The 14,071-nt window shown below is 45.3% G+C and carries 11 protein-coding genes; 1 reads left to right on the top strand and 10 read right to left on the bottom strand.

Annotated features, from left to right (window positions below):
* Positions 1–5 precede the first annotated feature (5 nt).
* The 7 genes from SNR28_RS09540 to tusA all read right to left on the bottom strand — a co-directional run bounded on the left by SNR28_RS09540 (position 6) and on the right by tusA (position 8,102).
* Positions 6–1,328 (bottom strand): TRAP transporter large permease subunit, encoded by a 1,323-nt coding sequence (locus SNR28_RS09540; protein ID WP_375752063.1) that lies wholly within the window; start codon positions 1,326–1,328, stop codon positions 6–8.
* Entirely contained in the window at positions 1,321–1,866 is a 546-nt protein-coding gene (locus tag SNR28_RS09545; protein ID WP_375752065.1) for a TRAP transporter small permease subunit, read from the bottom strand. Before SNR28_RS09545 ends, SNR28_RS09540 begins: the two co-directional genes overlap by 8 nt.
* Before the next feature lie 54 nt (positions 1,867–1,920).
* The gene (locus SNR28_RS09550; RefSeq protein ID WP_375752067.1) at positions 1,921–2,937 is read right to left on the bottom strand and encodes a TRAP transporter substrate-binding protein; all 1,017 of its coding nucleotides are present in this window, start codon (positions 2,935–2,937) and stop codon (positions 1,921–1,923) included.
* 201 nt (positions 2,938–3,138) lie between these two features.
* Positions 3,139–4,389, bottom strand: coding sequence for a valine--pyruvate transaminase (locus tag SNR28_RS09555; RefSeq protein WP_375752068.1), 1,251 nt, complete (start codon positions 4,387–4,389; stop codon positions 3,139–3,141).
* Between the two features lie 202 nt (positions 4,390–4,591).
* Positions 4,592–6,658, bottom strand: coding sequence for a glycine--tRNA ligase subunit beta (gene glyS / locus SNR28_RS09560; RefSeq protein ID WP_375752070.1), 2,067 nt, complete (start codon positions 6,656–6,658; stop codon positions 4,592–4,594).
* A gap of 1 nt (position 6,659) precedes the next feature.
* The gene (glyQ, locus tag SNR28_RS09565) at positions 6,660–7,580 is read right to left on the bottom strand and encodes a glycine--tRNA ligase subunit alpha (RefSeq protein ID WP_277825034.1); all 921 of its coding nucleotides are present in this window, start codon (positions 7,578–7,580) and stop codon (positions 6,660–6,662) included.
* 273 nt (positions 7,581–7,853) lie between these two features.
* Positions 7,854–8,102: a sulfurtransferase TusA gene (gene tusA, locus SNR28_RS09570; protein ID WP_375752071.1), complete on the bottom strand. Its 249-nt coding sequence runs from the start codon at positions 8,100–8,102 to the stop codon at positions 7,854–7,856.
* 279 nt (positions 8,103–8,381) lie between these two features.
* Between tusA and SNR28_RS09575 the strand changes: the two genes are divergently transcribed.
* Complete coding sequence (locus tag SNR28_RS09575) at positions 8,382–9,326, top strand: LysR family transcriptional regulator (RefSeq protein ID WP_375752072.1); 945 nt, start codon at positions 8,382–8,384, stop codon at positions 9,324–9,326.
* 208 nt (positions 9,327–9,534) lie between these two features.
* On the opposite strand, the gene SNR28_RS09580 is transcribed toward SNR28_RS09575, so the two are convergent.
* The 3 genes from SNR28_RS09580 to fadB all read right to left on the bottom strand — a co-directional run bounded on the left by SNR28_RS09580 (position 9,535) and on the right by fadB (position 14,047).
* Complete coding sequence (locus tag SNR28_RS09580; protein WP_375752073.1) at positions 9,535–10,515, bottom strand: MDR family oxidoreductase; 981 nt, start codon at positions 10,513–10,515, stop codon at positions 9,535–9,537.
* A gap of 169 nt (positions 10,516–10,684) precedes the next feature.
* Positions 10,685–11,848, bottom strand: a complete 1,164-nt coding sequence (fadA, locus tag SNR28_RS09585) for an acetyl-CoA C-acyltransferase FadA (RefSeq protein ID WP_375752074.1) — start codon at positions 11,846–11,848, stop codon at positions 10,685–10,687.
* 27 nt (positions 11,849–11,875) lie between these two features.
* Positions 11,876–14,047 (bottom strand): fatty acid oxidation complex subunit alpha FadB, encoded by a 2,172-nt coding sequence (gene fadB, locus SNR28_RS09590; RefSeq protein ID WP_375752075.1) that lies wholly within the window; start codon positions 14,045–14,047, stop codon positions 11,876–11,878.
* Positions 14,048–14,071 lie beyond the last annotated feature (24 nt).

Raw genomic sequence — 14,071 nt, forward strand, 5'->3', positions numbered from 1 at the left:
AGGGGTTATTTCCACCACATTGCCAGTTCAGGGAATGCGATAACCAATGCCAGTACAGAGATCTGCAGGGCAATAAATGGAAGTAGGGAAGTGAATATCTCACCTAAACTAATATCTTTTGGTGCGACAGATTTTAAGTAGAACGCAGCCGGGCCAAATGGTGGTGACAGGAAGGCGACCTGCATATTCAGGCAGAACACGACGCCAAACCAGACAGGATCCATACCAAGACCAGTGATGATTGGTACGAAGATAGGCATAGTAAGCAGCGCTACGCCAACCCAGTCCAGGAACATGCCCAGAACAAAAAGGATTGCCATCATAATCAATAGGGTCGTCATGGCGTTGCCACCACTCAGAGTAAGAATTGTCTGCTCTACAAAGTCGATGCCACCCATCAGGTTATAGACACCAACAAGCGCAGAAGCACCAATACCTATCCACATGATCATACCGCAGGTACGCATGGTCGCGACGGCAGATTCTTTGACCATCTTCCAGTTCAACTCTTTACGAATTGCAGCACTGATAGCTATACCAACAACACCGAGTGCGGATGCTTCGGTAACTGATGCAACCCCGGTATAAATACTGCCGAGAACAGTTGCAACAGAAAGAAGTGGGAAGAATAGAGCTTTAAAATAACTTGGGTGCTCTTGTGCATCCTTAGCCAACTCCTCTTCAGAGGGGAGTGGAGCAAGTGCAGGGTTCAGCTTACAACGGACAAGTACATAGGTGACGTAAAACATGGCCAGAATAAATGCAGGCAGGAATGCGGCTTTAAACAAATCACCGATAGATACTGAAGCAGAAAGACCATAAATAATCAGTACGATACTTGGTGGTAACATGGTGCCTAACGCACCACCAGCACACGTTGTCCCGATAGCCAGTTTGCGATCATAACCAAGACGAAGCATCTGAGGCAGAGCGAGGATACCGAGAAGAACGGTTTCCCCCCCGATAACACCAGACATAGAAGCCAGAATAACCGCAACAATAAGAGTTTGAACCGCTACGCCACCACGTACTCGTCTGCCGACACTCTTCATTGCATCAAAGAGATCTCTGGCAATCCCTGAACGGTCGAGTAGGGCTGCCATTAGTACAAACATAGGTACAGCGAGGAATACGTAACCGTTAACAAAGCTGAATATTCGGCTGGTTACCAAAGGAAGTGCATCCACACCGAACCAACCAAGGGTAAAAATAAGTGCGACCAGACCAGTTACGAATGCTAGTTGCATGCCAGTCAGAAGTAACCCGATCATTAGCACCAGCATCAAAAGGCTGCCGTAGGCTATTCCAATAGAAGATAAATCAAACATCTTTTTCTTCCCTTAGCTGCTTAATTTCATTTATCAGGTGCAGCACAAACTGGATAAACATCAGGCTTACAATAAGCAGAATGAGTCCTTTCAGAAGCGCTGGAAATGGAGGGTTCCAGGCAGTACCGGAGGTTTCGAGTCTTAGTTCCCCCCATGGTGCAAACCATGAGCTTTCTACCATCTGGTAAGCGGCATATGACAGCAGTCCGCTAAATAACATTCCCGCAAGATGATGGAAGATATTCAGATAGTGCTTGGTGCGTTGTGATACCGCGTCATATATCAGTACAACCCGAACATGTTTGTCTGTTGCCAGAGCGTATGCGCCACCAACAACAAAGAGAGAACCACCAATAAATGATGCAGTTTCGTGAACCCAAATTGTGGGTGCGTTAAAGAGATAACGACTGACGACCTCATAAAAGGAGATGATGACGGTAAAGACAAAGAGCAGGCTTAATAGCTCACTTATCTTTGCTATCACTTTATCTAAAATGTTATGAGGCATTTCAGCCACTGGCGTGTCTGAGTCTTTCATAAAAATATATCCGGGAAGTTAGGGAGGCGTTGTCGCCTCCCGAGGCAGAACGAATTACAGAAGACCTGCGTCTTTCAGGTAAGACGTAATTGAGTCATACACTTTCTGCGCATTTGGCGAGCGAGTTGCGAACTTCTTCCATTCACCCATTGCAATGTTACGGAACTTCTTACGTTCTTCTGCAGGCCAGTCATGAATTGTGATATTTGGATTTGCCTGCGCTTCTTTCACGGCATTTTCATCTGCAATACGAAGCTGAGTCGTGATGTCCTGAGCAAAGTCGCGTACAGAAACTGTCATAATTTCCTGAAGCTCTACAGGAAGCTTATCCCACTTCTTCTGGCTCATGGAAATATCGATAGTTGGTAGTGAGTGGAAGCCAGGTTGTACCGGGTGAGTCGCGATATCGTTCATACCTGCTTTCTGGTTGGTTGAGAATACGGTGTAGTCAGCCGCATCAATAACGCCCTTGCTCAAACCCGTAAATACTTCAGAGCCAGGTAGGTTAACCGGAGCCGCGCCTGCTGCAGCAAACACCTGCTGAACCAAGCCTTCAGGCGCACGTAGTTTCAGGCCTTTCAGGTCATCCACACCATTTAGTGGCACTTTAGAAACAAATGATTCTACGCCCGTAGTTGAACCACCAATGTACTTAACACCATATGGTGCATAAAGCTCTGTCATCAGTTCATAACCACCACCATAGTTGATGTATTGCAGTAGCTGACGTGTGTCAGACCATGCACCAACCATGTTACCAATCAGACCAAATGCTGGATCTTTACCAGAGAAGTAACCTGTAGCCGTAATATGACCATCCAGAACGCCCATTTTAATTGCGTCTAATGTTTCCGTATGTTTAACCACAGCACCTACTGGCAACAGGTCGATTTCGATTCGGCCACCTGACATTTTTTCTACGGTTTCAGTCCATTCTTTTTGAACCTGAAAGTTTTTATCGCCAGAAGGGTCACTGGATTGAAACTTGAAGTTAAACTCAGCAGCAAGTGCAGAGGTAGATAATAGAGCAGCAGCAACAGCGGTAGTAAGAGTTTTCATTGTGTGCTTCATGGGGTAGTCCTTTCGTTTTTGGATTAATTCCGGTTAAATGTTCCCGGTAACATAGTTAATGTTACCGGTAACGTGATTAATAAATCTACGAAGGAGATCACAATTGAGTGGTTTTTGTACGTTTTGTGATTGAGTTAAAGAAAAGAGTGAAATGTATGAAAAGGAAAAATGCCGGACATGATATCCGGCATTTAAGAGTGATTAGTTTTCTTGATAGGCTTTCAATACTTCTTCAGCAATGACCTTAATGCCATCGCGCATAGCTTTTTCATCCTGAACATAGTTCATACGCAGACACTGCTTAGTGTGCTGCCAGCTAGTATCTTGACCAAAGAAGAAATACTCACCAGGTACAATCAATACACCGCGAGCTTTAAGTCGCTTGTAGAGTTCCATTGTCGCTATTGGCAACTCATCAAACCAAAGCCATAGGAAGATCGCCCCCTCTGGTTTATGGATTCTAAAGCGTGGATCGTCAATATGCTCTTTTAGCAGTTCTACTGCGTGTTGTGCTTTCTGCTGATAGAAAGGTTTCACAATCATTTGGCTAAGTTGTAGCAGGTCGCCAGACTCAATCATATGAGTACCGATTGCAGGACCAATACCACCAGGAGCAAGGCTTACAATACCATTCATATTGGAAATTGCTGTGGTGACTTCTTCATTCGCAATAACAATACCGCATCGAACACCTGGTAAACCAAGCTTAGATAAGCTCATGCATAGAATCGTGTTGTCATTCCAGAACGGTTTAACTTCCTCAAAGATGATGTTCGGGAAAGGTGTACCGTAAGCATTATCGATAATTAGTGGAACATTGTTTTCTCTTGCAAGCTTATCCAGTTTCTCTATCTCTTCATCGGTAAGTACGTTGCCGGTAGGGTTTGTTGGTCGTGAAGCACAAATTGCAGCAACGGTTTCGTCCACTTTGATGTTTTCAAAGTCTACGTGGTACTTAAACATGCCATTATCTAAAAGAGAGATTTCTGGTCGATAGGAAACAAAGATATCTTCATCAACACCAGAATCGCTATATCCAATGTACTCAGGTGCTAACGGAAGTAGGATTTTCTTATGTGAACCGTTTGGTTGTTCACCGGCAAAGAGGTTAAACAGATAAAAGAATGCGCTCTGGCTACCATTAGTCAGGCTGATATTTTTCTCTGAGATGTCCCAACCGTAAGTTTCTCTCAGTAATCTAGCAAGTGCTTTTACAAATGCATCTTTACCTTGTGGCCCATCATAGTTAGCCATGGCTTCAACCAACTTTCCATTGTTCAGCATATCGCTGCTGGCCTGATGAAAGTAATCGAGCATGGCTGGAATAGCTGCCGGGTTGCCTCCACCGAGCATAATGGCTCCCGGTGTGCGCAGACCATCATTCAGATCATCCATTAACTGAGTTATTCCAGAGTGCTGATTAAATTTTTCACCAAATTTAGAAAATTGCATGTTTGCTTTCCTGACTACATATGTTGCAAGGACCGCTGGATTCAATTCCACAAACCACTCAAGCCTTCCATGGTCGTTTAAACAAGGGCATCCATGCCCTTGTATGTTTGTTCCATTGAAACCAGCAGCCCTTAAAGTTTTGTTATAAGTATAAAAAAGCCCCGTTATTTTGAACGGGGCTTAGCTCAAAGGGTTTACCCCATTACTTTTGCAGGAGCGAGATATCCGCGATCTGCAGGAAGAGGTTACGCAGGTTGTTGAGAAGCGTCAGACGGTTCTTCTTCAGCGCTTCATCATCAGCCATAACCATTACTGAGTCGAAGAAAGTATCAACAGGCTCACGCAGATCAGCCAGCTTGCTTAGTGCTTCCTGGTAGTTACCAGTAGCGAATGCTGGCTCAAGTGCTTCTGTCATTACTTCTACGTTTTCAGCCAGTGCTTTTTCAGCATCTTCCTGAAGTAGAGATAGGTCGATCTCTTCAGCTAGCTCACCGTCGAACTTAGCAAGGATGTTACCTACACGCTTGTTCGCAGCAGCAAGTGATTCTGCAGCATCAAGGCCGCGGAAGTGAGATACCGCTTTAACGCGCTGATCGAAGTCAGCAGGCTTAGTTGGACGACGAGCAAGAACAGCCTGAATGATATCAACTGAGAAACCTTCGTCCTGATACCATGCACGGAAACGGCCAAGCATAAACTCAAGTACGTCTGTTTCAACGTTTTCGTTAGTTAGTCTATCACCGAACAGAACCTTAGCTTCAGCAATTAGTTCAACAAGGTCTAACTTGTAGCCGTTCTCAACGATAATACGCAGAACACCCAGAGATGCACGACGAAGTGCAAATGGATCAGAACCTTTTGGAGCCTGTCCGATACCGAAGATACCTACTATAGTATCCAGCTTGTCTGCCATTGCTACAGCAGATGAAACACCAGAGCTTGGAAGGTCATCACCAGCGAAACGAGGCATGTACTGCTCGTTTAGTGCTACTGCTACTTCTTCATCTTCACCATCGTGACGAGCGTAGTGCATACCCATAACACCCTGAGTATCGGTAAATTCGAATACCATTGAGGTCATTAGGTCACATTTAGCAAGAAGTCCTGCGCGAGTTGATTTTTCAACGTCTGCATCGATTTTCTTAGCGATAAAGCCAGCAAGAACCGCGATACGGTCAGTCTTATCTTTGATAGTACCAAGTTGCTTCTGGAAGATTGCGTTTTCCAGCTCAGGAAGACGGTCTATCAGAGGACGCTTACGGTCTGTGTTAAAGAAGAACTCTGCGTCAGCAAGACGTGGACGAACTACTTTCTCGTTACCTTCGATTACATGGCGAGGCTCTTTAGACTCGATGTTAGATACGAATATAAAGTTAGGAAGCAGTTTCTTGTTGTCATCGTAAACTGGGAAGTACTTCTGGTCACCCTTCATGGTGTAAACCAGCGCTTCAGAAGGAACCTTCAGGAATTCTTCTTCAAACTTAGCGGTTAGCACAACTGGCCACTCAACCAGAGAAGTTACTTCTTCAACCAGGTCATCTTCAAGGTCAGCAACACCACCTACAGCGGCTGCAGCTTTCTGAGAATCCGCAACGATAATCGCTTTACGTTCTTCGTAATCCGCCATTACCTTACCGCGTTCAGCAAGGATTGCAGGGTACTGGTCAGCACTGTCGATTGTGAATTCTTGCTCACCCATAAAGCGGTGACCACGGATAGTACGATCTGAAGCAACACCAAGGATTTCGCCTTCGATTAGCTCTTCACCCAGAAGGATAGTCAGAGTCTTAACCGGGCGGATAAACTGAGTCTCTTTGTCACCCCAGCGCATTGGTTTTGCGATAGGCAGGTTACCCAGGGCTTTAGCTGCAAGGTCCACAACAAGCTCGTTTACTGGCTTACCTTTCACTTCCTGTTTAAACAGAAGCCATTCGCCTTTATCTGTTTTCAGACGCTCTGCCTGATCAACGGTAATACCGTTACCGCGAGCCCAGCCTTGAGCTGCTTTAGTTGGGTTGCCGTCAGCATCAAAAGCAACAGAAACCGCAGGACCACGCTTTTCTACTACTTTGTCTGGCTGGCCTTCAGCTAGCTCAGCAACTTTAAGCGCAAGGCGACGAGGAGCTGCATACCACTTAACACCTTCGTGTGCTAAGTCAGCATCTTTAAGTGCTGCTTCGAAGTTAGTAGCAAATGCTTCAGCAAGAGTACGAAGTTGTGTTGGTGGCAGCTCTTCCGTACCCAGTTCAATTAGAAAATTCTTAGCCATCTTACTTCTCCTCGCCTTCTTTTTTACACATTGGGAAGCCAAGAGCTTCACGTGATGCGTAGTATGCTTCTGCAACTGCTTTAGTCAGGTTGCGAATACGAAGGATGTAACGCTGGCGTTCTGTTACAGAGATAGCTTTGCGTGCATCAAGCAGGTTAAATGCGTGCCCTGCTTTAAGAATGCGTTCATATGCAGGCAGTGAAAGCGGTGTTTCAAGCTCTAGTAGCTCTTTACACTCTTTCTCGCACTGGTCGAAGAAAGTAAACAGGAAGTCTACATCTGCGTGCTCGAAGTTGTACGTTGATTGCTCAACTTCGTTCTGGTGGAAGATATCACCGTAAGTCGTTTTACCCAGAGGGCCATCGGCCCAAACAAGGTCATAAACAGAGTCAACACCCTGGATATACATAGCAAGACGCTCGATACCGTAAGTGATTTCGCCGGTAACAGGCTTACACTCAAGGCCGCCAACCTGCTGGAAGTAAGTAAACTGAGTTACTTCCATGCCGTTTAGCCAAACTTCCCAGCCTAGACCCCATGCACCAAGAGTCGGGTTTTCCCAGTTATCTTCCACGAAACGGATGTCGTGTACTTGTGGGTCAATACCCAGAGCTTCAAGAGAGCCAAGGTAAAGCTCCTGAATGTTGTCTGGAGAAGGTTTAATAATTACCTGGAACTGGTAGTAGTGTTGCAGGCGGTTCGGGTTCTCACCGTAGCGTCCGTCAGTAGGACGACGTGATGGCTGTACGTAAGCAGTAGCGATTGGCTCCGGGCCAAGTGCTCTTAAGCACGTCATAGGGTGAGAAGTACCTGCACCCACTTCCATATCTAGTGGCTGAACAATAGTACAGCCCTGTTGTGCCCAATAATCCTGCAGCGCGAGGATCATACCTTGAAAGGTTTTGATATCGTATTTTTGCATAGTCAGGTTCGCGCGATTCTTCTGTCTGAATGATTAAAAAATAACGATAAAGTATAACGGGATATTGCACGAGGGAGTAGGGCTAATAGTGCTTATTTACTAGTTTAAGGGTGAGATATTTGGTTTTTTTAATAATTATTGATGCTGATGAGGGTGAAATGGTGGCTGTGTGCAATTTCAGAACTTACTTGCCAGGGATGGCAAGTTAGAGCCCCATGGAGGGGTTTATGCGTTTTTGAAATTGTATACAGTCACCATTCTGGTTACTTAGAATTAACTCAGCCCTTTCTTTATGAGGTACTGATAAGGAAGGTCTTCAGTCTGCGAACCTATTAGTTCGTGATCCATAAAACGACAGAAACTTGGAATATCTCGTGTTGTAGATGGGTCATCCGCTTTTATAAGCAAAATTTCACCGTCCTGCATGTTACGAATTGTCTTCCTGACCATCATTACTGGCTCCGGGCAGCGCAATCCTTCTGCCTCTAAGATTTTGTTTGCCAATTCAGGATTAAAGGTCATGGGTGTGGCTCTCAATTATTTACTCAGTTTAACTCTATGAAAAACATTGCCTTATAGCGATTTTTCCAAGTAGCACGAAAAAAAGTGCAATTAATACTTGGCAAATGTAAATTTTATGTATACATTTAATTAACAAATGCGCAACATTATCGAATGTGTTCCAGCACTATCCCCAGTTTTCTTGGGCTTCCCCGTCGAAAGGCGGGATTTTTTTTGCCCAAAATCCAGAGATATCGCTTAGTATATGTCCATCTTTAAGAATTAAAAGAGCTTGCTGTTGTGGAACTGGAAGATATTTACCGACGTGATCTGAATTTGCTGGTGGCTTTAAGGGTTATGATTGAGGAACAGAGTGTGAGTAAGGCTGCTCTGCGTCTTAATCTGAGTCAATCGGCGATGAGTCGGGTTTTGGGGCGTTTACGAGAATTACTTGATGATCCTCTATTTACCCGTCAGGGCCAAAAACTACTTCCTACTGAAAAAGCACTAGAGTTCGACAGTTCTCTTGGAGAGCCTCTGGAAGCAATACGATCACTATTGTCAGATAAAGAGTTTGATGCCTACTCTTGTGAACAAACATTTACTATTGCGACTACCGATTATGCGATGCAGACGATTCTTCCTTTTGCATTACCTAGACTGTATAAAGAAGCTCCCAATGTTTCTTTGAACTTCTTGCCGCTTCAGCATGATCAATTGGCCGACCAGTTAACGACTCAGGGAGCTGACTTGGCTATCTGTCGCCCGACAACATCGGTTGAGCCTTTACACAGGGATATTCTTGGTAAAGTTGGCGTGTTTTGTATGGTTTCCAAAAAACACCCGTTAGCTGATAAAGAGATGAAGCTCGATGACTTTTTGAGCTTTCCTCATGCGACTATCGCTATCAGTGATGGCGTAAAGGCTTTGCTTGATGAGGCGCTCGCTGATAAACCGCCAAGAAAAGTATTAATTCGAGGGTATCATTTAGAATCAGCTTTGGCGGTAATTGACACTATACCTCTGATTATTACCGTACCTGCGGATCTGGCCTACTTGGTGGCAGACAGATATAACCTGGTAATAAAACCATTACCATTTCAGTTCACACCATTTGACTACTCAATGATTTGGCACTCGCGCTGTGATCGCTCACCATCTCAAGAATGGTTGAGAAACCTGCTTAAAGAAGAGTGTGGGAAGTTGATTGCTAAGCGAGTTGAGGATTTGGGGCTTGAGGGGTGAAGGCTAAAAGTAATATGAACTCGATTCCACAAACCGCTCAAGGCATCCTGCGCGCTTAAACTTGGGCATCCATGCCCAAGTATGTTTGTTCCATCGAGTACATAATACTTCTGCACGTATGGCGTGAATTCTGGGTGGTAGCATCCATGCTGCGAATACCTGCCGTACAAACACCACCAACCCACTTTTAAATCGATACGTTCGACGATTAAAGCTTAATAACCACTCGACCAGTTACCTGACCATTCGTGATGTCTTCTGCGTACTGTGGTGCTTCTTCCAGTGTAATTTCAGTACATGCCTGCTCATAGTAGCTTTCAGGTAGTAACTCAGAAAGTTTCTCCCATGCTGCGATACGCTTCTCAGCAGGACAAGATACAGAATCAACACCCTGAAGGCGTACATTGCGCAGAATAAAAGGCATTACCGTTGTTGGCAGGTCAAAGCCGCCAGCGAGGCCACAAGCGGCAACAGTGCGGTTGTAATCCATTTGTGTAAGAACCTTAGCCAGAACCTTGCTACCTACAGTATCGATAGCGCCAGCCCAGATTTGTTTTTCAAGTGGACGAGCAGGCTCTTCAAATACAGTTCGGTCGATAATACGGCTTGCACCAAGCTTTTCTAGTAGTGGACCATTGGTTTCTACTCGGCCAGTTACAGCTGCAACTTTATAGCCAAGCTGAGCAAGAAGAGTAACAGAAACAGAACCTACACCACCACTTGCGCCAGTTACAAGAATTTCACCATCTTCTGGTTTAGCGCCACTGTCCAAAATAGCCTGAACACATAGCATTGCAGTGAAACCAGCAGTACCAATCATCATCGCTTTCTTGCTTGTTAGTCCTTTTGGTAAAGGAACCAGCCAGTCTGCTTTTAGTTTTGCTTTTTCAGCCATACCACCCCAGTGGTTTTCACCAACACCCCAGCCGGTAAGAACAACTTCAGCACCTTCTTTGTAACGGCCATCTTCTGAACTGATAACTTTACCAGCCATATCAATACCAGGAACCATGGGGAAGTTGCGGATAATTTTACCTTTACCTGTGATAGCAAGGCCGTCTTTGTAGTTAAGGGATGAGTAATCAACAGCAACTAACACTTCACCTTCTGGAAGTTGTGATTCGTCAATTTGCTCAATTGCAGAAAGAGTACGTTTTTCTTCTTGGTTTAGAACTAAAGCCTTAAACATGGTGATCTCCACAAAGTTATACGGGGGCACTTAAATTTGGTGTGGTTAAGTGTAGACCTTCATACCTCATGTACAAAATGAATCTTAGTCATTTTATCTATGTAGGTTGTGCATATATTCCTGAGCGCAATAAAAAAGCGGCCGAAGCCGCTTTAAAATTTAACTAGGTTTAGTCTCGCTCGAAGATGGTTGCGATACCTTGCCCAAGTCCGATGCACATGGTCGCGAGACCATATTTGGCGTCCTTCGCTTCCATTAGATTGATAAGCGTTGTAGAGATTCTAGAGCCTGAGCAACCAAGAGGGTGACCAAGAGCGATAGCGCCACCATTAAGGTTCACTTTCTCGTCCATTACATCCAGAAGACCAAGGTCTTTAGCACATGGAAGTGACTGAGCAGCAAATGCTTCATTAAGCTCTATAACGCCCATATCTTCGATAGATAGTCCAGCGCGCTTCAGTGCCTTTTGGGTAGCAGGTACCGGCCCGTAGCCCATGATAGAAGGATCACAACCAGAAATAGCCATCGACTTAACTCGGGCGCGAATCTTAACACCTAGCTCTTTTGCTTTTTCTTCGCTCATTAATAGCATTGCTGAAGCGCCATCAGACAGAGCAGAAGAAGAGCCTGCGGTAACTGTTCCGTTCGCAGGGTCAAATACCGGACGGAGCTGAGACAGACCTTCTACAGTTGTCTCCGGGCGGATAACTTCATCATAATCCAGTTGGATTAGTGAACCGTCAGCAGCATGTCCCTCGGTTGGTAGAATTTCATTCTTAAATCTACCCTCAACCGTTGCTGCCTGGGCTCTTGCGTGGGACCTTGCTGCAAACTCGTCTTGTTGAGAACGGCTGATGCCATGGAGTTTACCTAGCATTTCAGCCGTGAGCCCCATCATGCCAGCGGCTTTAGCTACGTTCTTTGAGAGTCCAGGGTGGAAGTCGACACCATGGTTCATCGGTACATGGCCCATATGCTCAACACCGCCAATCAGGCAGATCTCTGCGTCACCAACCATAATAGCGCGGGATGCGTCATGCAGAGCTTGCATTGAGGAACCACAAAGGCGGTTTACTGTTACCGCACCAATTTGTTTAGGCAGGTCAGCAAGAAGCGCAGCGTTACGTGCAACGTTAAAACCTTGCTCAAGCGTTTGCTGAACACAACCCCAGTAGATATCTTCTATCTGATTCGGGTCAACCTCAGGGTTGCGTGCTAGGATACCTTTCATAAGATGAGCTGATAGATCTTCAGCTCGTACATTTCTAAATGCCCCACCTTTGGAACGACCCATTGGTGTACGAAGGCAATCAACAATAACAACGTTATTCATTTTGATACTCCTTATCCAAAAGTGAAGTTAAAGCGAACTGGCTTGTTGAGACTGATAGAAAGTCTCGCCAGATTCAGCCATATCCAGAAGCATCTGTGGAACCTGATACAGCGGACCAAGATCCTTAAATTGTGCTGCAGACTCGACATACTGCTTAACACCAATACTATCCAGATAACGGAATACACCACCTCTGAATGGAGGGAAGCCTAGGCCATAAACCAGTGCCATATCGGCTTCCTGTGGCGAAGCGATGATGCCTTCTTCAAGACAAAGAACCACTTCGTTGATCATAGGAATCATCATTCGGTTGATAATGGTTTCATCATCAAACTCTTTTTGCTCTGGGCAGACACTCTGAAGAACAGGGATAACTTCTTCGCTAAAGGATTTCTTCGGACGTCCTTTCTTGTCAACTGTGTAAGCGTAGAAGCCACTACCGTTCTTCTGACCATATTTGCTGGCTTCAAACAGAGCATCGATAACATCTTTGCCCTCTTTCGCCATACGCTGTGGGAAGCCTTGAGACATCACTTCTTGTGCATGGTGGGCAGTGTCAATACCAACCACATCCAACAGATATGCTGGACCCATTGGCCAGCCAAAGCGTTTTTCCATCACCTTATCGACTTTCGTAAAATCAGCACCATCATTCATTAGCGCACTGAAGCCACCGAAGTAAGGGAATAGAACACGGTTTACAAAGAACCCTGGGCAGTCATTAACGACTATTGGTGATTTACCCATCTTGGCAGCGTAGGCCACAACGCGATTGATAGTATCCTCTGAGGTGTGTTCACCACGGATAATTTCTACCAACGGCATTCTGTGTACCGGGTTGAAGAAGTGCATACCACAGAAGTTTTCTGGGCGTTTAAGTGATTTTGCCAGCAGGTTAATAGGTATGGTTGAAGTATTGGACGTAATGACAGTCTCTTCATTTACATTTTCTTCAACTTCAGCCAGCACAGCTGCTTTGATTTTCGGGTTTTCTACAACGGCTTCAACAATCACATCTGATTGTTCAACGCCTGCATAGTGAAGGCTTGGAGTGATGGAAGAGAGGATTCCCGCCATTTTGAATCCATCTAACCTTCCACGCTCCAGCCTTTTATTCAGTAATTTGGATGCTTCTGTCATACCAAGATCAAGAGAAGCTTGTGCGATATCCTTCATCATGACAGGAACGCCTTTTAGCGCTGACTGGTAGGCGATACCACCACCCATAATGCCTGCACCAAGAACAGCAGCTCTTTCGGTATCTTTGCTTGCTGATTTAGCCGATTTCTTCGCCAGTCCTTTGATGTACTGGTCATTCAAGAAAATGCCCACAAGAGATTTAGCTTCTTCAGATTTAGCTAACTTAACAAAGTGCTTACGCTCGACATCTAATGCAGCATTGCGAGATAGAGTTGCTGCTTCTTCAATAGTCTTAACTGAAGTGATTGGGGCAGGGTAGTGAGGACCTGCTTTCTGAGCGACCAGACCTTTAGCCATAGTGAAGCTCATCATTGCTTCTATCTTGCTAAGGTTGAGTGCTGATGTCTTTTGCTTACGTCTGCCTTGCCAGTCGATTTTTTCATTAATCGCCTGAGAGATTGTTTCAATCGCTGACTCAGTTAATGCTTCAGAGTCTACTACTGCATCTAGCAGGCCAATCTTCAATGCATCGTTAGCGCGCTGTGGTCTACCTGTAGTAATAAGCTCCATAGCCGTATCTGCACCAACCAGTCTTGGCATACGAACGGTGCCACCAAAGCCCGGCATGATGCCTAGTTGAGTTTCCGGCAGACCGATGCTGGTGGTTTTGTCTCCGATACGGAAATCGGTAGCAAGTACACACTCACAACCACCGCCAAGTGTATGGCCCTTTAAAGCGGATAGAGTAGGGAAAGGTAGGTCTTCGAGCTTGTTAAAGATGGCGTTAGCAAATTGCAGCCATTTATCTAGCTCATCTTCGGGCTTGGCAAACAGGCCTAAAAACTCGGTAATATCAGCACCAACGATAAAAGCATCTTTATCTGATGTCAGGATAAGGCCTTTAATGCTGCCATTCTCTTTGATCGCATCGAGGGCCTGATCTAAAGATTCTAAAGTGGCTAAATCGAGTTTATTTACGGAAGCGGGGGCGCAAAAGCAGAGCTCTGCAATACCGTCTCGTAATTCCTTTACTTGTAGGGTAGTGGCTTGATAAATCATTATCTTTCTCCGTGATGAACAATC

Source organism: Vibrio iocasae, from assembly GCF_042245395.1.
GTDB lineage: Bacteria > Pseudomonadota > Gammaproteobacteria > Enterobacterales > Vibrionaceae > Vibrio > Vibrio iocasae.